Genomic DNA, 17618 nt, shown 5'->3' on the forward strand with positions numbered 1-17618 from the left:
ATTAATATTTTATAAGTTTAAAACAAACGGGAACATGGTGACTGTTGGACAAAATATTCTTTCTTTGGAAGAGTTTTCGGACATTCTTTATAAGAAAAAGGCAGTTGTTTTAGAGGAGTCTGCTTTAGAGAATATTGCCGTTAATTTTCGTTTTCTGCAACATTTTTCGGCTGACAAATTGATTTACGGAATAAACACCGGATTCGGACCTATGGCCCAGTACAGGGTAAAGGAGGAAGATCTTTTACAGCTTCAGTATAATCTTATCCGGAGTCATAGTTCCGGAAGCGGGCAACTTTTACCTGCTCATTTAGTGAAAGCGGTCATGATCGCCCGTCTGAACAGTTTGATGCTGGGATATTCCGGAGTGCATACCGAAGTGGTCGAATTACTCCGGGAACTGATCAATAAAAATATCAATCCCTGTATTTACGAACATGGAGGGGTGGGCGCCAGCGGAGACCTGATACAATTGGCCCATCTCGGGCTGACATTGATCGGTGAAGGGGAAGTGCTCTTTGAAGGTGAGGTACATGCCACCAAATCCATATTCGACCGGTTCAGTATAAAGCCTCTTTCTATTCATATCCGGGAGGGTCTGGCTATTTTGAATGGCACTTCGGCGATGACGGGTATCGGTCTGGTGAATATTTTACAGGCTAAAAAAATATTGGGATGGTCCGTTTTCCTGTCCGCATTGACCAATGAAGTGGTCGAGGCATTCGATGACCATTATTCCTTCGAATTAAATATTGTAAAACACCATAAAGGACAGAACAGAATTGCCGCCATGCTGCGTGCGGTCCTGCAGGATAGCAAAATGATCCGCAAAAGGACCGAACATTTATATCATCCGGGAAGTCTTGAACAGGAGGTCTATGAAGATAAAGTGCAGGAATATTATTCGTTGCGATGTATTACGCAGGTCCTGGGCCCCATCTATGATACCCTTTGCCAGACGGAAAAAATAGTGGTGGATGAATTGAATTCAGTGAACGATAACCCCGTGATTGACCACGTCAATCAGAATATCTTTCATGGCGGGAATTTTCATGGAGATTATATTTCCCTGGAAATGGATAAACTGAAGATCGCCATCACCAAATTGTCCATGCTTTCGGAAAGACAGTTGAATTATCTTTTAAATGATAAGCTGAACCAGAAATTTCCGCCTTTCGTCAATCTCGGCGTATTGGGATTGAATTTCGGCATGCAGGGTATGCAATTCACCGCTACTTCTACTGTTGCGGAGAACCAGACCCTGTCCTTTCCCATGTATGTCCACAGCATTCCCAATAACAACGATAACCAGGACATTGTAAGTATGGGTTGTAATGCGGCATTGATGGCGAAAAGAGTAATTGACAGCTCTTTTGAGGTACTGGGCATTCAGTTGATGACCCTTTTGCAGGCGATCGATTATTTGGATTGTGTGGTGAGGCTGGCGCCCCATACCCGTTCTCTATATAAGAGTGCAAGAAAACTATTTCCAAAATTTATTGAGGATTCGCCTAAATATAAGGACCTGGAAAGAATCAAAAACTTTTTGGAAGGAACAGATCCGGCTATTTTGTGCAAGGAACTCGTGTTTTCTTAATTAGTAAAGACAGGGGAAAAACAACAATAGAATATCTTAAGCCACTTTTCATGAAATGTGCATTAGTTACTGGTGGATCAAGAGGAATAGGCAGGGCCATCTGTATTAAAATGGCCCGGATGGGTTATTATGTCCTGGTCAATTATAAAACCAATACCGAAGAAGCCGGAATAACGCTTTCACAAATAAAGGATAACGGAGGAGATGGCGAATTAATACCGTTCGATGTATCAAATAAGGAAGAAGTGCAGAAGGTCCTTGGAAACTGGATAGAGACCCAAAGAGAAAAATATATTGAAGTACTGGTAAACAACGCCGGCATAAAGGACGACTCCCTGATGTTCTTTATGAAGGATGAACAATGGGAGAGGGTTATAAAAAATAATTTGGATAGTTTTTTCTTTGTCACCCGGCTGGTCTTAAATGGAATGTTGTTAAAAAGATATGGAAGAATAATCAATATTGTTTCCTTATCAGGACAGAAAGGTCTTCCTGGTCAAACCAATTATTCGGCAGCCAAAGCGGGCGTGATCGGCGCCACCAAAGCGCTTGCTCAGGAAGTAGGCAGGCAGGGAATCACGGTAAACGCCGTGGCTCCGGGTTTAATTAAAACGGATATGACGGAAGGATTGGATGAAAAGGAAATGGTAAGGGCGATCCCGGTCAGGCGATTCGGATCACCTGAGGAAGTGGCGTACGCAGTGGGCTTCCTGGCCTCCGGGGAAGCGGCTTATATAACGGCGGAGGTCCTATCCATTAACGGTGGATTATATTCCTGATGGTATTTTTGACGGTATTCCTGATTGTATTACCAAAATTGCCCGGTTATGCATCCTGAAGAAACTATGTTGTCCCTTATTCCGCAAAGACCGCCCTTTGTCATGATCGATCAATTGCTTTACTCCGACGGGAAAATGGCCAGGACCGCTTTTCGGGTACCGGAGGAGAATATTTTTGTGGAAGATGGTTTGTTTCGTGAGCCGGGTTTAATGGAAAATATGGCCCAGACTGCCGCCGCCGGGGCAGGCTCCATTTCCAGAATAGAAAACAAACCGGTTCAGGTGGGATATATTGGCGCCGTTAAGAACCTGCAGATTTCCGGATTGCCAAAAATTAACGATGAGTTGATCACGGAGATCCGGATAGAAGAGCAAATATTTAACGCTACGGTCATTTCGGGCAAAGTATGGTGCAATGGAGTAATATTGGCCCAATGTGAAATGAAGATTTTTATTTGAAAATTTATGTCAGCCATTTTTATTGTTTCCGATAATATTGTTTCTCCGTTGGGAGTCACTACTGCCGATAATTTTCTGCAGCTTAAAAAAGGCATTTCCGGTGTTAAAAGACAGGAGGAACCAACGATGTCTGCAGAGCCATTTTATGCTTCCTTGTTTGAGAAAAGCCTGTTTGAGAGAAACCTTTTCGAAAAGAATAGATCTGGAATGATCCTGTCTGGAAAAAATCTGTCTGGAAAAAATCTGCCTGGAAATAACTTTGGCGCTCCGGGCTCCTATACCAGGTTCGAGCAACTGCTAATTGCTTCCATCAGCGATGCTTTACAAGATGGCGGGATCGATACCCGGAGCGAAAAAACAATTCTTATCCTTTCTTCCACCAAAGGAAACATAAGCCTGCTGGAAACTCCAACGGGAGAGGCCCGGACGAATACACACGAATTATCGGATCGGATTTCCATGACAACTTCCGCCAGGTTAGTGGCTGCTTATTTTGGGTTCGTCAACCCTCCGGTCGTTATTTCCAATGCCTGTATATCGGGAATAATGGCCATTTTAACGGGCATGCGATTGATACGATCCGGCCGGTATGGTCAAGCGGTGGTCGCCGGGGCCGATGTCATCTCAAAATTCGTTTTGTCCGGTTTTCAATCCTTTCAGGCCATCAGCCCGGGACATTGTAAACCTTTTGACAAGGACCGGGATGGGATAAATTTGGGGGAAGGGGCTGCCACGGTCATTCTTTCTTCTCAAAAGCAATATGCAGGAGGTACAGGAGGAATAAAGATTTCAGGAGGGGCGATCAGCAATGATGCCAATCATCTTTCGGCGCCCTCCCGCACGGGAGAGGAACTTGGCTACGCCATAACAAAAACGATAAAGGACTCGGGCCTTTCAGCGGCCGATATTGATTTTATTTCGGCGCATGGCACAGCTACGGTCTATAACGACGAAATGGAAGCGAAGGCCATTACCCTGGCTAACCTGCAATCTGTGCCCGTTAATAGTTTGAAAGGTTATTACGGTCATACATTGGGTGCAGCCGGTCTGATCGAGACCATTGTTTCCCTGCAATCCTTAAAAGAAGGACTGGTATTGCCTACCCTGGGGTTTGAATATCCCGGTCTGACAGAACCGTTGAATATTTGTACCGGGCTGTTGTCCGGTGCTTTTAATAATTGTTTGAAGACAGCTTCCGGTTTTGGCGGATGTAATGCAGCCTTAGTGCTGAGTAAAGCGTAAATTATGAATTGTATCACCGCCAGTTGCATAATCGGAGACGCCATGGTTATCAAAAACGGGGAGACCGTATTTACCCGCAAGGACCTGCATGAGTCAGGTCAGCCAAGTCAATCAGGTCAACCGGTTCAACCGGGTCTGAACGGCTTCCTGCTTTCCTTATATCTGTTTTTCGATCTGAATTATCCCCGATTCTATAAAATGGATAATTTGAGTAAACTGGGATGGCTCACGACAGAAATATTATTGAAAGAGGGGTTTAACCCCGGGAATTACCGGGCGGAAGGAATCGGCCTGGTTTTATCCAATGCCCATGCAAGCCTGGATACGGATATTAAATATTTTGACACCGTAAAGGATATTTCCAGCCCTTCCCTATTCGTGTATACCCTGCCCAATATCATGATCGGCGAGATCTGTATCCGGAATAAGTTTAAAGGAGAACATGCTTTTTTTATATCGGACCATTTTGACGCCGGTTTTATGCAGGAGTATGTAAATAACCTGATGGACGATGAACTTTTGCAAGCCTGTATTTTCGGATGGGTCGATCTGCTGGGGGAGGAATACAAAGCCGCTTTGTTCCTCGTGGAAAAGAAAAAGGAAGGGGAAGACGATCTTTTGACTGCCGGACAACTCGATTTTACGGAAGAACAAATACGCCGTTTATTTCACGGAGAAAACACGGAGAAAACACGAAGAAAACAAGATAAGAAACAAGGTAGATGACAAGGATAAACACGGAGAAAACAAGGTGAAAAATGGATAAAAAAAACAACCCGGGTGTTTTTGTAGCTGGCGTGGGAATCATTTCTGCGATCGGTAACGATGTTGCCGAATGTCTTTCCGCCTTGGAGCACAAACAAGCCGGGATGGGCGATATTACTTACCTGGAAACCGCGCACCGCCAAAAGATCCCTGTAGCCGAAGTAAAGTTAAGTAATGAGGAACTGGCTTTGTTAGCGGGAGTTTCTTACGGCCCGGCGGGAACTGCCTCCCCGGTAAGCCGTACTGCTTTGTTAAGTAAAGTAGCTGCCAAAGCTGCCCTGGATGATGCGGGCCTTAAAAACAGGTCTTCTTTACGCACGGGCTTCATTTCTGCGAATACCGTGGGCGGAATGGATAAAACAGAAAAATTCTTTGCCTCCTTTCTTACCTACCCCCGCAAAGGAAAATTGAGGGATGTCCTTCTTCATGAATGCGGCAGTGTTACCGAATGGGTGGCCGATCAACTGGACATAACCGATTATATCACTACCATCAGTACGGCCTGTTCTTCTTCGGCGAATGCCATCTTTTTTGGAGCGCGGATGATCAGGCAAGGATTGCTTGATGTGGCCGTGACAGGTGGAGCCGACGCGTTGACAAAATTTACGCTGAATGGTTTTAATACGCTGATGATCCTGGATCAGGAACCTTGCAAACCCTTCGATGAAAATAGAAATGGGTTGAACCTGGGCGAAGGCGCGGGATATATCGTTCTTGTTTCCGAAAGAGTAGCGGCCTCTATGGCAACGGAATTATATTGCCGGCTCAGTGGTTATTGCAATGCCAACGATGCCTATCATCAGACCGCCTCTTCTCCGGATGGCACAGGATCTTATCTCGCCATGATAGGCGCATTGGAACGCAGCGGACTGCAGCCATCCGATATTAATTATATCAACCTGCATGGCACAGGCACGCAGAATAATGATTTGGCCGAAGGGACCGCAATTAAAAGATTATTTGAGCCGACCTACCCCCGGATGAGTTCCACCAAATCCTTTACTGGTCACACGTTGGGGGCAAGCGGAGGAATTGAAGCGGTATTGTCCGCCTTGTCCGTCAGACAAGGCCTTATTTATCCCAACCTCCGGTTCCAAACGCAGATGACCGGCTTGCCCTTCGCCCCGGAAACAAACTTTTTTAAAAATGAACGGATCGGTCATGTGCTGTCCAATTCGTTTGGGTTCGGTGGAAATTGTTCTTCCCTGATCTTTTCAACATGTTAAGATGACTATTTATATTCAGGCAATAGCAGCGATATCACCACAACAAACATTCGGTCCACCCCCTTTTCTGACCGAACCGGTGGAGTATACCGGCAATCGTTTGTCCTGTATCGAACCTGATTATTCCACCCTCATCGATACAAAATCGATACGAAGGATGAGCCGCATTATCCGGATGGGCGTGGCTGCCGCTTCGGCTTGTTTGCAGGATGCAGGTATAAAAAGCCCTGATGCCATCGTCACCGGAACCGCTTATGGCTGCCTGATGGATACAGGCTTGTTTTTAACGAAGCTGATTGAGCAGGAAGAGGAAATGCTTCCACCAACCGCCTTTATCCAATCGACCCATAATACGGTAGGGGGCCAGATCGCCCTGCTGCTACAATGCCATTGCTACAACAATACTTTTGTTCACCGGGGTTTCTCCTTTGAAAGCGCCTTGCTGGATGCCCGGATGTTATTACAGGAGGAGGAAGCCTCCCATGTATTGGCAGGCAGCGTGGATGAGATCACGGATATCAGTCATACTCTTCTAACACGTTTGGGGCAGTATAAACGCTTACCCGTTTCCAATCTCGATCTGTTTGCCTCTCTTTCAAAAGGAACGATCGCGGGGGAAGGGGCGGCCTTTTTTTTATTGACGAGCCGGGCTTCCAAAAATAATTACGCGCAGTTGGATGCCATCACTACTTTTTATAAGCCAAAAGATTCCAAGACGATAGAGGATCGTATTGCCTCTTTCCTGCAAGCGCAACAGATCGTTTTATCCGATATCGATCTGGTAATAATTGGCAGAAATGGCGATCTTACCGGCGACGCTATTTATAACGAACTGGAGTCAACCGTTTTTAACCATTGCCGGTTGGTCCCTTATAAACACCTGTGCGGGGAATATCCCACCTCCCTCTCTTTTGCCCTATGGCTGGGGGCGAATATTATCAAAACGGGTATGGTGCCCCCTACGGTCGGAAGGGAGAATATAAAGGACCTCCGGCCGGCTCAGGCCGCCGGGTACCCTGTAACAATCAGAAGAATACTCATTTACAATCATTATCTTAGTATCCACCACTCCCTGGTTTACCTGTCGGCCGTTAAACCATAAATTACAAACGCCATGAAACATCGTACTTTATTACTGGTTATTTGCCTTTTGGCTACCGGGTTTTTTGTCAGCGGGCAGTCATTACCCAAGCCACCACCTCCGCCACCGGGAGGTTTGAGACATCCCGGACCTCCTCCCCGACATCCAAAGATCAAGATCAAAAAGGTCCATTTTCCAAAAGTCCGCAAACCTCATATCCCGCCACCTCCTCCACATCCCAAAGGCATACCGCCACCTCCTCCAAAAAGGCCTTTACCATAATAATAGAAAAGTAATGCTGCTGAATGATTTTTTTACCATTATCAGTGTGCGTGGGGAACCGGGTTCCCCCGGAACGGTGAATAATTCATTCAACGTAAAGCTGGAGTTTAACCCCCGTCATAAGGTATTTGATGGGCATTTTCCCGGCCGGCCAGTCGTACCTGGTGCCTGCCTGTTGCAGATGGTGAAAGAAATAACAGAGACCCTGACAGGAAAAGAATGGAACCTCACCCTGGCCGAACAGCTTAAATTTATGGTACCAATAGATCCTAACGAAAACCGGGTAGGAGAGATGCGGTTAACCCTTCTTGTGAAAGAGGAAGGCCTGTTGGGGGTATCTGCCAACCTGCTGATCAGGGATTCGATATGCTTTAAATTCAGCGGGCGATTTCAAGTTTCCCGACCTTCTCCACCAGCATAAAACTATGTTGGTTGCCCCTGTGCTTATTATAAATAAGCACATTTTTAAAAGGATTGCAGGCTTTTGCGCCCGGCTTTTTTATCATGTGCGGGGGAAGGGGCTGACCCCCGGGCAGAGAGCAGGCAAGCCAGAGCGCGAAGGCCGTCGCAGTGGGATATTCTCCGCTCATATGTTTAAAACGGGCTATGGTCACGTCTTTATCAAGGATAGCTTCGCAGGATGAAAAAAAGTCCAATAGCCGGTTATCTCCGTTTTCCCCGGTCAGCAAGAGGTCAATCTTTTCCCCCGGAGGCAGTTGTTGCAGCTGACGATCCAAAAAGGACTTTAGCTGGCTGGTAACGTTAGCCGGTTCTTCACCATGAAAGATGGAAAGCGCCTGAACTTTCGCCAGTGCATTTTCTTTTTTGTTATTGATGAGAAACATTGCAGCGCCTTCTCCCGCGAGGCTGCCGGGAGAATCCCCTTCATACAAACGTTTATTGGAAAGGGGTTCTTTTTTATACCAGCCGTCTAAATAATCAATATTATAGTTGTAAACGCCTATCTCGTCCGCTGCTCCCAGGAGATAGGTGTCTGATGGGTTCTCTTTCAGCAACATGGCTGCATCGATCAAGGCGTTTTCAAAAGCAAGACCGCTATGGACATGCGTAATATTGTATCCCTTGTTCCGGGTGAGGAAGCTGATCTGGGAACCAAGGGTATTCGGGGTGCTTTGTACAAATGCCCCTGGAGTGAGCATCTCCTCCTCATGTTCCATAATTTGTTTCATGAATTGAATGCTCTCCTCCATTCCGGTATGGGCGGTTCCGATAATGATGCCGTTCAGAAAGTCCTTCAGCGAGTTATTCCGTAAATCATCCAGCGGGTCGCTTAGTAAGGCCAGGGCCGTTCCCACGCCCATTCTGACAGATTTGGACATTCTCCGCGCCGCATTTTTCGACAGGCCCTCATAGGAAGGCTCCCGGGCAATCAGCTTATTTTCCAGGGATTCATCTACCTGACCCAGGTCGGTTTTCCCAGGGGGGAAACTTTGTTGCGGGGAGATGCAGGCGGTATGGTGGATATAAAACATAAGGATCAGGCTTTGGAAAAGATCAGCGATGTACAATTGCCGCCAAATCCAAAGGAATTGGACATGACATGGTCTACGTCTGATTTTTTATAGTTGGTAACAGGCTGCAAACCCGTCCCGGAGATGGGTCTTGAAAAATGAAGACCGGCATATATTTCCTGGTGGATAATGTTTAATATGCTGTACGTCGCTTCGATGGCCCCGGAAGCGCCTAAGGTATGACCGGTATTGGATTTCGTGGAGGCAAAAGCGGGAGCTGTGCCAAACAAACGAAGTATGGCCCTGCTTTCCACGGCATCATTGTTTTCCGTACCGGTACCATGGGCGTTGATAAAATCAATTTCGTCAGGGTTTAGTCCGGCCGAAACCAGGGCGCCTTTCATCGCCAGGTAAGGGCCATCCCCCTCTTCGGAGAGGGAAGAGGCATGAAAAGCATCATTTGAATTGCCATAACCCGTTAGTGTCGCATAAACTTTTTTGCCGGCAATATCCTCTTCTTTTTCCAGGATCAGGTAGGCTGCACCTTCCCCCAGGTTCAGGCCTTGCCGGTTCTCGTCAAAAGGAGTGCAGATCTCAGGAGAGAGAATACGCAGCGAATTAAATCCATTGACGGTATATTTCGACAGACTGTCTACACCGCCGACGATGGCCCTTCTGGCCAGCCCGTTCTTAATGAGTCTGGCCCCATACATAATAGCATTAGCGGAAGAGGAACAGGCGGTATTGATAGTATTCACGATCCCTTTCAGGTTATAACAGGTTTGCAAATACTGGCTGATGGATGCCCCGTCATAGGAGGAAAGAAATACGGAACCATCAGATCGTCGGTTGACATCTTTGTAAAATTCATCCATTAAACACATCCCTCCTACGGTGGTTGCTCCTACCAGGGCCGTGTCGAATGAGCTTATCTGTGTTGGGGTCAGCCTGGAATCCGCGATGGCTTCTTTTACCGCATACAGGGCCAGTAAAGTGGTCCGTGTGAGTCCTGCGTCATCTGCATTTAGTATTTCCCGTAGTGTGTCCGTGCTGAGGAGGATTTCTCCAAAGGGTAATTGGCCGGCATACCTGGATGGGAGATTCGATATTTTTTTAATACCACATTCACCCTGTAAAAGCGCATTACGGTTTTCAGCCACGGAATTCCCTATAGCGCTGATCATTCCCATGCCTGTTATGAAAACCTTGCTCAATGAAAAAGATTACTTTGTTCTGTGTTTCTCAATATACTCAACCATAGTATTGATATCGACCAATACTTTCCGGCCTTCTTTGGGATCCCGGATAACGATCCCGAATTCCCTGTTGAGTAGTACAATGAGCTCAAGGGAATCAATAGAATCCAATCCCAGGCCTTCTCCTTCACCAAACAAAGGTTGATCGTCCCTTATTTCTTCCGGCGTTATAGAAGTCAAATTAAGGAACTCTATAATTTGCCGCTTTAGTTGTTGTTTTAATTGTGCTGTTTCCATTGTATTAGTATAATTCAGATCAGTCTTTTTCTTTTGAGACCCAAAATCGTTATAAGCTGTATCAAAACAGCAATAACAAACAAAGGTATAATATTCGGTAAAATATCTTTTAGTTTTCCTCCCTCCAGGAACAGCCCATAATACGCTTCCAGACACCAATGCAAGGGGGATAGTTTCAGGATGGTCCTGAATGAATCCGGCATGGCGAAACTTGGCACCATCAGGCCTCCGATCGCAGCCAGGATGACAATGGAGATCGCCCCGAAGCCATTGGCCTGCTCCTGTGTTCGTGCAAAAACACCGATGCAGATGGCGTAGCTTACCGCACACCATCCGCAAAGCAGGGAAACCACCAATAGCCCGGAAATATCCGAGGGTAGGTCCAGGGCCGGTAACCCCATATAGGGGAATAACCAAACGCCTATGGCAAAAATGACGGCTGCCTGGATCATTGTGACACCCAGGTAAGTGATTTGTTTGGACAAAAGTACCAGGAGATAATTGGTAGGCAGGGTTTTTAGCCGGATAAAACTCCCATTCAATTTCTCCCGGACAATACTCCCGCTCAGAGATAATACGATAAAGAACATGGCGAAAATAGTCCAGGCCGGTACATTATGCTGCGACGCATTGGGAACCCTCCTGCTGCCGTCTATGGAAACAGGGATCTCGGTAATGGCCAGCTGGTTGTTCAGGAGTTCATTTTCCAGGGAATCAGGCAGTTGTTTTTCATTGATGGCGAAATAAAGCGTTTTTAAAGTTTGCCTGCTTTCCACCAATTGTAAGGCACTATGCAAAGCCCCTTGAACGGAACGCCGGAACGATTCCTGGAAAATGGGATTATAATATAAGGTGACGGGATCCTCCCCTGCCGGGGGACCGATAAGGGTATCACCCTGCAAGCCAAATGTATTCAGGGCCTTGCCTGCCACTCTTTTCGACCTGGCCGTAATTTTCGATGAAAAATCCGGCGGGATAACAATGGCCAGCAGCGCGTCCTTCGCATGCATGCGATCCAGGATGTTTTTTTCGCTTTGATCATGGGGAGCGCTTTGATCATGGGTAACGGGCAACAATCTGAACATGCCTATTTTTTCTATGGACTGAATAAACTCCGCACTAATCCGCCCGGTATCCCGGTTACTTATCAAAAGGGGCGTCTTGTTTTTATTTACTAATTCGAAGGTACCGTTCTGGATAGTGGTAATAACCAGCACCAAAACTACCGGCATGCCAAACATAAGCGCAATTCCGACCTTATCGCGGGTAAGGATACGAACATCTTTTTTTATGGTGGCCCAAAGTTTGTACATCGATCGTTTTGCTACTATATATTTATTGCTGCTTTATTGCTGCAATTTATTGGCTACACATAGTTCCGGTAATCTTTTCCCGTCAGATCCAGGAACAAGCCTTCCAGTCCATCCTGCCGGTGTTCCGACAATAGTTTACGGAGCTCGTCATGCGCGATGATCTTTCCTTCGTTAATCAACGCAATCCTTTCACAAAGGCCTTCCGCCTCGCTTAATTGATGGGAAGTATAGATAAGGGTAGTGCCTCCTTTATTCAGCTCCTTAAGGTAGTTGATAATGGCATAACCGGTCTGTACGTCCACCCCTACGGTAGGCTCATCCAGGAATAAGACCGGAGGCTCGTGTATGACTCCTATCGCCAGATTTAGTCTCCGTTTCATACCCCCGGAAAATTGTTGCACAGGCTTGTCACGGACATCGGTTAAACCCAGGATTTCCAGTAGTTCCGTGGTCCTTTTTCGTACGGTCTTCCGGTCCAGCCCGGACCAGGCGCCAAAGAATTCAAGATTTTCCACGGGGCTGAGTTCCTCATAAAAGGAAAAGTCCTGGGGAATAAATCCGAAAGATTTATTTACCGCCTTATTTTGTTTGTTTATTTCTTTGCCCAGGATCCGTATACTTCCTTCCCGATAGGGGAGCAAACCGGTCATTAGATTCATCAGGGTGGTTTTGCCAGCTCCATTCGGACCGAACAGGCCAAATCTTTCGCCGGCCGCTATTTTCAGATCGAGATGCGAGAGTAAAAGACGGGTCTGCCCCGGGTAACCAAACCCAAGGTCTTCTATGTCGACAGCTAAGGGGCTCATGAATTCCATTTGATTTTGGCCAATGCCCCGAAGGCCTGCCTTTCCAATTCCGATATTTCTATCAGGTAATCGCCCATCAGATTAAAGTCTTCCTGGCTGCCAATCCTGCCTTTATAGATGCCCGCGGCCTGAACGGCTGCAGTCCGCCAGGCATCCCCCGACCGGGTAAAGAGACCGGAAATCTCCAATAACTGATCATTGGGGTGCCAGGCATGGGCCTCTTGTAAAAAGGCGCCATAAATATAACGGAAACCCCCACCACCCGTTCCTATTTCCTCCTGCATACGCACCAATTGCGCCAGGTATAGACCGGCCTTCTGCAGACCCAACTTATCCCGCCATTTTTTTATTTTTTTCCCGGTGTATTTTATTCCTTTTACCCCGGCGATATTTCCCGGGATATGAAGCATGTTGCGTACGTTTCTGTTAATGCCGCTTTTTATCGCTTTTTTTATCCGGTCATCCGATATAAGCGTTCCTTCTTTGGGATAATAGAGCTGCCCCCTTGGTGCCAAAGCCCCCTTGGCAAAACGGACACGGGCCAGTTCATAACTGGTCAGGGTGGTAGGGTTTTCCATAATCGGGTCGCTGATCAAATAATGATCCTGTTCTTTACCGTAGACAATTAAATTATGGGCATTAAAATGGAAACGGTATTCTTTTGGAAAATAGGAAAGATAATAAACGCCCACCTGGCAACCGACGGGTTGACCTTTTTCCAGGCAATCATTTAAAAAAAGTTCGGCCTGTTCCTTTCCGCTGAATTTCTTTTGGACGACCGGAACGCCTAAAGATTGGCAGGTTCTTTTAAATATGTGCCCGGGAAGCGTACGGAAAGCAATGGCCGGTCCGTTATTTATTTTAAGAAGGGGAATATAGGCAAAGAACAAACCTGCCCCAATGCCGAAGGCCATAGGTTCAGTCAGCCTGTCTATGCCAATATGCCGCAGCAGATTGCTGGTGACCCCCGTTTCACAATGCGCCGACTGGATATGTTTAAAATCAATCTTCATGTACATTCATGCTTGTAAGGTCTTCCAGATTCACATTAAAAAGTTCCGCGTATCGTTGCAATTTTTTTCCCGATAATTTTTTAAAGACATCCGGTTTCAGATGCCTTTTTATTTGCCATTTCCAAAAACCGGTATATGCCGATACGATTCCAATATCCATAAGCCCCCGTTCCATAAAGAACAGGATGGGACTCGCCTGGTTATGGAGCACTTTTTCCCTGGCCAGGGCAACCCGCTCCTTAATATCTTCCCAGGCTACATCGAGGGCCTTGATCTTGATATCCCAACCCTGGCTGAGTTCCTTCACATAGTTGCCCGAGGGGTCTGTGGCATAACAAACTTCTTTGGTTATTTTGCCAAGTGAACTCAAATCCTGCGGAACGTCTTCCTTTTTCATTGGAAAATAGGTTGTCTTTTAAAATGGCCTGAACGTTTAAAATGCCGCTAAGGATCCTGTCAACAAGCCGTCAGCCCGATCAACAGACCGTCAGCATGGCGTACATATAGGAGAACCGGCCGCTCTCCGGAATAAGTAACAGGATCTTCTCTCCTTTTTTTAGTTTCCCGCTATGAAACAATTCATGGATCATCAGGTAAGCGGAACAGGCTCCCACATTTCCCATGCTGCTTAAGTTCAGGAACCATTTTTCATAGGGGATGCCCTTACCGTATTGCTCCATTATATCAAAAATTTTACTTTTGAAATAATCGCTGGATATATGCGGTAAAAAATAATCAACTTCTTCGGCCTCCAATCCCCTTCTTTCGAAGATCTCTTTTATTCTTTTTCCACCCAGCGGGACTATATTATCACTTAATAATTTTATATCCTGTTTGATGCTGAATATGGACTGGCTGACAATTTCTTCCGGCGTGAAATCCATAAAACCTTTTAAGGTGCCATCAGGCAATTTTTCACCGCCCATATACATGCAGGTCTCCATTTCGTTGGCATAGGAGACTCCTTCGATCCAATCGACACGAAGACTGATCCCGTTCTCATTGGGCTTATCGGCCATCAAAAAAGCGGCAGCCCCGTCGGACAACATCCATCGGAGGAATTCCTTTTCAAATCCTATAAACGGATTTTTTTGCAGTTCTATTAATTTTTGGGCCTCTTCTTCAAAAACATTAGAAACCAGCAGACCGGAAAACCGTTCCGATCCCGTGGCGACAGCAAGACTGACCTCTTCCGATTTGACGGCCATATAAGCGTATTTCAACGCATGCATGCCCGCACAGCATACGCCGGAAGGCGACACCACTTCGATGGCATTTGTTTCCGGTAACCAGCCATGCGTCATTGACCCGTGTGAGGGCAATAGTTGATCGGGTGAAGAGGTCCCGCAGGAAAGCAGTTCAATGCTTTTTAGTTGCTCGGGATCGCCAGGGAATAAGGCCCTTACTGCGAGCGCGGTCATCTGCGCATTGGTATGGGTCGCTTTTCCCTCTTTGGTCAGCGCATAATACCGGGTTTTTATTCCATTATTCCGTAATACTATTTTCCTGGATTTAGATGGTTTATCGTTGATAAGACCCAGATAGGATTCCATATCGTCATTAGAGACCGGTTCATTGGGAAGAAAAATCGATGTTTTTGTTATATACACTTGCCTAGGGGACATACCTGTTGTAATTAATTCAATGCTAAATAATATTGTTTCATCTTTTTTATACGACCGGAGGAAAAAGGTTTAATAAAGAGGGCATCGACGATCAGCAGTACAGGTGCCCCTAAAAAAAGAGCCACTAAAAGATAATATTTGAATACGGCCAGCCAGGCGGTCCTCTTTTTTCTTTTCATGATAAAATTAGCCCATACGGTATAGGTAGGTACCGCTTTGGTTTCCAGCAATAATAATGGATATTTTAATTCTACCGCTTTTTGCCGGACCAATTCTTCCTGCATTCCTTCCCAATCATTTCTGTTCAGATGGGACAATACGACCGATCCGAATACTTTCGCATGGACAATGTCCGGGTCCGCTACGCCGGGAGTAGGGAAAATAGTAAGATACCGGTCCTTTTTGCCCTTCAATAGCCAATGAAAAATCGTAATAAAGCTAACAATATTGGGATGTTTGTCTACCAGGGCAATATTGCCCACCAGGTGCGCTCCTTTATCGATAAGCGACCTTTTTACCTGTTCAAACGCGTTGAGCCACATATTCCTGGCTCCCGTAATCGTTATCACCGGCGTGTTTTTTAATACACTCTGGAAATCCGGATGCTCCAATAAAGAATTACAGGGAATACTGGGATGCAAAAACCAGGCCTGGTAGCCCAAAATGATCAGATCGTAAGCAGTTTCCCGGAGGGTAAAAGGAGCCAGCGCCGTTGATACCCCCAATACACAGTCGGGCATTACGCTGTAAAAACGTTCGCCGGTCCAGGGAAAGGCATAATCCAGGACTGGACGGATCCTCACTTTTTCCACGGAAACTCCCGGTACGGCAAGTGGCGCGGTAAAAGAACCGATGATCTCTTCCAATTGACCCGACTGCGAATAATAGATAGCTAATACTTTTTTGGTCATACCGCTTTACAATTTGAAATCTTCCGGGCGCAATAGTTTAGAATGTTTACTATAATCCATAATGGCTTGCTGAACCACTGGCGATAAATTTTTAAAGGTATGTTGAATGGACTGACAATCTTTTTCCAGATCGGAAGCATATTTGACTATCTTAGGAGCATGTTCCTGAATGGTAAGGCGAAGAAAATGATACTCCCCATTTGTACTGTCTTTTACAAGGGAAGACTCCAGTTTTATACGACCTGATCTAAAGAATTTTAATTTATCTGCCGGTTTACTCACCAAACCTGCCTTTTTCATCTGCAGAGCCCCTTCATAGGCCTCTTTTTCTGGAACGGTAGCCTTGGCAACTTTAGCCAGCTCACCATTAATAGTAGCCACCTCTCCGGACGCCATGGCCGCATAAAAGGCTGTTCTGTCAAAATCCTGGTGTATTTCCCGAGCTTCTCCCTTTATTCCGGAAAACAGGGAAAAAAGGGCAAAAATTATGCTTAACGTCATATGGTCATTGCTAAAAGTACTAAAATAAGACCGTCCCTACCTGCTTTTCCCTTATTGGCCTGTCGGCGGCCCAAAATTAAGTGGTTCGTAGTTTACTTTCACCTAATTTTGTAAGTTTCCTTCAAAATGGAAGGCTGAAAAACCGGATGTAGAAGTTGATTAATAAAAGGCTGATTAATAAAAGGTTAGGTGAATAAAACAAACAACCAATTTTCTGACAGGTGGGCCATTATTTTAGGAGGCTCAAGCGGCTTTGGGTTGGCGGCAATCAAAAAATTGTCCACTCATGGCATGAACATAGCCGTCCTTTATCGTGAAACAGCCGCTTCGGAAAGATTGCTTAAAGAAAAATTTTCAGAGATCGCCCGGGATTCCTCCATCAGGATCCTGCCGTTTAATGTAAATGCATTGGACGAGACAGCCAGGAACTCGTTTATTGAGCAATTTGCCGCTGCCTCAGGTAAAAAGCATTGCGTCCGGTTATTGTTACACTCGATAGCCAGGGGAAATGTAAAACCACTGCTAAAGGCGAAGGATAACGATTCTTCCGACCTGGCCGGTCTCCCGCAGACCGCGGCCCCGTTTACGAATGAAACCCTTTCGATTGAAGATATCCAGCTTACTTCATATGCCATGTCCACCAGTCTGCTGGATTGGGCAAGATCGCTTTTAAAAGAAGAGCTTTTCCACCCGGATGGAAGAATAATAGGACTCACCAGCGAAGGAGCGCATAAATATTGGGACGGTTATGCTGCCGTTGCCATTGCCAAGGCTTCCCTGGAAAGCCTGACTACCTATATGGCTGTCGAACTGGGCAAATTTGGATTAAAAACAAACCTGATACAGGCTGGAATCACCGAGACGCCGTCCTTAAGAAAGATACCTGCCAGCCAAAAGCTCATAGAACTTTCCAAGACAAGAAGCCCTTTGGGCAGAATGACCAGGCCGGAAGATGTCGCCAATGTCATTTATTTGTTGTGCACGGATGAGGCATCCTGGATAAATGGCTCCGTAATTCATGTTGACGGCGGTGAACATTGTCTATAACATATA

At 46.1% G+C, this 17618-nt stretch carries 19 protein-coding genes; 9 read left to right on the plus strand and 10 right to left on the minus strand.

Annotated elements, in window-relative coordinates; genetic code table 11:
* Nucleotides 1-34 precede the first annotated feature (34 nt).
* The 8 genes from ACX0G9_RS19745 (at nt 35) to ACX0G9_RS19780 (ending at nt 7852) form a co-directional block, all read left to right on the plus strand.
* On the plus strand, nt 35-1597 hold the full coding sequence (locus tag ACX0G9_RS19745; protein ID WP_459066678.1) for an HAL/PAL/TAL family ammonia-lyase: 1563 nt from the start codon (nt 35-37) through the stop codon (nt 1595-1597).
* 50 nt (nt 1598-1647) lie between these two features.
* The gene (gene fabG / locus ACX0G9_RS19750) at nt 1648-2376 is read left to right on the plus strand and encodes a 3-oxoacyl-ACP reductase FabG (RefSeq protein ID WP_459066679.1); all 729 of its coding nucleotides are present in this window, start codon (nt 1648-1650) and stop codon (nt 2374-2376) included.
* Between the two features lie 48 nt (nt 2377-2424).
* A complete protein-coding gene (locus ACX0G9_RS19755) occupies nt 2425-2835 on the plus strand; it encodes a 3-hydroxyacyl-ACP dehydratase (protein ID WP_459066680.1) in 411 nt (136 codons plus the stop codon).
* Nucleotides 2836-2841: 6 nt separating this feature from the next.
* Nucleotides 2842-4077, plus strand: coding sequence for a beta-ketoacyl-[acyl-carrier-protein] synthase family protein (locus tag ACX0G9_RS19760; RefSeq protein ID WP_459066681.1), 1236 nt, complete (start codon nt 2842-2844; stop codon nt 4075-4077).
* Between the two features lie 3 nt (nt 4078-4080).
* Nucleotides 4081-4803 (plus strand): hypothetical protein, encoded by a 723-nt coding sequence (locus ACX0G9_RS19765; protein ID WP_459066682.1) that lies wholly within the window; start codon nt 4081-4083, stop codon nt 4801-4803.
* A 32-nt stretch (nt 4804-4835) separates the two neighbouring features.
* Nucleotides 4836-6068 carry a beta-ketoacyl-[acyl-carrier-protein] synthase family protein gene (locus ACX0G9_RS19770; RefSeq protein ID WP_459066683.1) on the plus strand — a complete coding sequence of 411 codons (1233 nt, stop codon included), beginning with the start codon at nt 4836-4838 and terminating at the stop codon, nt 6066-6068.
* Between the two features lies 1 nt (nt 6069).
* A complete protein-coding gene (locus ACX0G9_RS19775) occupies nt 6070-7170 on the plus strand; it encodes a beta-ketoacyl synthase chain length factor (RefSeq protein ID WP_459066684.1) in 1101 nt (366 codons plus the stop codon).
* 274 nt (nt 7171-7444) lie between these two features.
* On the plus strand, nt 7445-7852 hold the full coding sequence (locus ACX0G9_RS19780; RefSeq protein WP_459066685.1) for an ApeI family dehydratase: 408 nt from the start codon (nt 7445-7447) through the stop codon (nt 7850-7852).
* Here ACX0G9_RS19780 and ACX0G9_RS19785 read toward each other — a convergent pair.
* The 10 genes from ACX0G9_RS19785 to ACX0G9_RS19830 all read right to left on the minus strand — a co-directional run bounded on the left by ACX0G9_RS19785 (nt 7809) and on the right by ACX0G9_RS19830 (nt 16565).
* On the minus strand, nt 7809-8924 hold the full coding sequence (locus ACX0G9_RS19785) for a beta-ketoacyl synthase chain length factor (RefSeq protein WP_459066686.1): 1116 nt from the start codon (nt 8922-8924) through the stop codon (nt 7809-7811). The genes ACX0G9_RS19780 and ACX0G9_RS19785 overlap by 44 nt on opposite strands.
* A gap of 5 nt (nt 8925-8929) precedes the next feature.
* Nucleotides 8930-10117 (minus strand): beta-ketoacyl-[acyl-carrier-protein] synthase family protein, encoded by a 1188-nt coding sequence (locus ACX0G9_RS19790; protein ID WP_459066687.1) that lies wholly within the window; start codon nt 10115-10117, stop codon nt 8930-8932.
* A 9-nt stretch (nt 10118-10126) separates the two neighbouring features.
* On the minus strand, nt 10127-10396 hold the full coding sequence (locus tag ACX0G9_RS19795) for a phosphopantetheine-binding protein (RefSeq protein ID WP_459066688.1): 270 nt from the start codon (nt 10394-10396) through the stop codon (nt 10127-10129).
* A gap of 14 nt (nt 10397-10410) precedes the next feature.
* Nucleotides 10411-11709, minus strand: a complete 1299-nt coding sequence (locus ACX0G9_RS19800; RefSeq protein WP_459066689.1) for an ABC transporter permease — start codon at nt 11707-11709, stop codon at nt 10411-10413.
* Nucleotides 11710-11762: 53 nt separating this feature from the next.
* On the minus strand, nt 11763-12515 hold the full coding sequence (locus ACX0G9_RS19805; protein ID WP_459066690.1) for an ABC transporter ATP-binding protein: 753 nt from the start codon (nt 12513-12515) through the stop codon (nt 11763-11765).
* Complete coding sequence (locus tag ACX0G9_RS19810) at nt 12512-13528, minus strand: BtrH N-terminal domain-containing protein (RefSeq protein WP_459066691.1); 1017 nt, start codon at nt 13526-13528, stop codon at nt 12512-12514. The genes ACX0G9_RS19805 and ACX0G9_RS19810 overlap by 4 nt, the downstream gene beginning before the upstream one ends.
* The gene (locus ACX0G9_RS19815) at nt 13518-13925 is read right to left on the minus strand and encodes a hypothetical protein (protein ID WP_459066692.1); all 408 of its coding nucleotides are present in this window, start codon (nt 13923-13925) and stop codon (nt 13518-13520) included. The genes ACX0G9_RS19810 and ACX0G9_RS19815 overlap by 11 nt, the downstream gene beginning before the upstream one ends.
* 79 nt (nt 13926-14004) lie before the next feature.
* The gene (locus ACX0G9_RS19820; RefSeq protein WP_459066693.1) at nt 14005-15153 is read right to left on the minus strand and encodes a beta-ketoacyl-ACP synthase III; all 1149 of its coding nucleotides are present in this window, start codon (nt 15151-15153) and stop codon (nt 14005-14007) included.
* Nucleotides 15154-15164: 11 nt separating this feature from the next.
* Entirely contained in the window at nt 15165-16064 is a 900-nt protein-coding gene (locus ACX0G9_RS19825; protein ID WP_459066694.1) for a hypothetical protein, read from the minus strand.
* Between the two features lie 6 nt (nt 16065-16070).
* A complete protein-coding gene (locus ACX0G9_RS19830) occupies nt 16071-16565 on the minus strand; it encodes a hypothetical protein (RefSeq protein ID WP_459066695.1) in 495 nt (164 codons plus the stop codon).
* A gap of 189 nt (nt 16566-16754) precedes the next feature.
* Here ACX0G9_RS19830 and ACX0G9_RS19835 point away from each other — a divergent pair, with 189 nt between their 5' ends.
* Nucleotides 16755-17612 carry an SDR family oxidoreductase gene (locus ACX0G9_RS19835; RefSeq protein ID WP_459066696.1) on the plus strand — a complete coding sequence of 286 codons (858 nt, stop codon included), beginning with the start codon at nt 16755-16757 and terminating at the stop codon, nt 17610-17612.
* Nucleotides 17613-17618 lie beyond the last annotated feature (6 nt).

The organism is Flavitalea flava (assembly GCF_054461575.1).

Excerpts from the sequence above, each read along its gene's own strand:
- ACX0G9_RS19745 (WP_459066678.1), top strand. The coding sequence starts at position 35 with ATGGTGACTGTTGGACAAAATATTCTTTCTTTGGAAGAGTTTTCGGAC.
- fabG (WP_459066679.1), top strand. The coding sequence starts at position 1,648 with ATGAAATGTGCATTAGTTACTGGTGGATCAAGAGGAATAGGCAGGGCC.
- ACX0G9_RS19755 (WP_459066680.1), top strand. The coding sequence starts at position 2,425 with ATGCATCCTGAAGAAACTATGTTGTCCCTTATTCCGCAAAGACCGCCC.
- ACX0G9_RS19760 (WP_459066681.1), top strand. The coding sequence starts at position 2,842 with ATGTCAGCCATTTTTATTGTTTCCGATAATATTGTTTCTCCGTTGGGA.
- ACX0G9_RS19765 (WP_459066682.1), top strand. The coding sequence starts at position 4,081 with ATGAATTGTATCACCGCCAGTTGCATAATCGGAGACGCCATGGTTATC.
- ACX0G9_RS19770 (WP_459066683.1), top strand. The coding sequence starts at position 4,836 with ATGGATAAAAAAAACAACCCGGGTGTTTTTGTAGCTGGCGTGGGAATC.
- ACX0G9_RS19775 (WP_459066684.1), top strand. The coding sequence starts at position 6,070 with ATGACTATTTATATTCAGGCAATAGCAGCGATATCACCACAACAAACA.
- ACX0G9_RS19780 (WP_459066685.1), top strand. The coding sequence starts at position 7,445 with ATGCTGCTGAATGATTTTTTTACCATTATCAGTGTGCGTGGGGAACCG.
- ACX0G9_RS19785 (WP_459066686.1), bottom strand. The coding sequence starts at position 8,924 with ATGTTTTATATCCACCATACCGCCTGCATCTCCCCGCAACAAAGTTTC.
- ACX0G9_RS19795 (WP_459066688.1), bottom strand. The coding sequence starts at position 10,396 with ATGGAAACAGCACAATTAAAACAACAACTAAAGCGGCAAATTATAGAG.
- ACX0G9_RS19800 (WP_459066689.1), bottom strand. The coding sequence starts at position 11,709 with ATGTACAAACTTTGGGCCACCATAAAAAAAGATGTTCGTATCCTTACC.
- ACX0G9_RS19805 (WP_459066690.1), bottom strand. The coding sequence starts at position 12,515 with ATGAGCCCCTTAGCTGTCGACATAGAAGACCTTGGGTTTGGTTACCCG.
- ACX0G9_RS19810 (WP_459066691.1), bottom strand. The coding sequence starts at position 13,528 with ATGAAGATTGATTTTAAACATATCCAGTCGGCGCATTGTGAAACGGGG.
- ACX0G9_RS19815 (WP_459066692.1), bottom strand. The coding sequence starts at position 13,925 with ATGAAAAAGGAAGACGTTCCGCAGGATTTGAGTTCACTTGGCAAAATA.
- ACX0G9_RS19820 (WP_459066693.1), bottom strand. The coding sequence starts at position 15,153 with ATGTCCCCTAGGCAAGTGTATATAACAAAAACATCGATTTTTCTTCCC.
- ACX0G9_RS19825 (WP_459066694.1), bottom strand. The coding sequence starts at position 16,064 with ATGACCAAAAAAGTATTAGCTATCTATTATTCGCAGTCGGGTCAATTG.
- ACX0G9_RS19830 (WP_459066695.1), bottom strand. The coding sequence starts at position 16,565 with ATGACGTTAAGCATAATTTTTGCCCTTTTTTCCCTGTTTTCCGGAATA.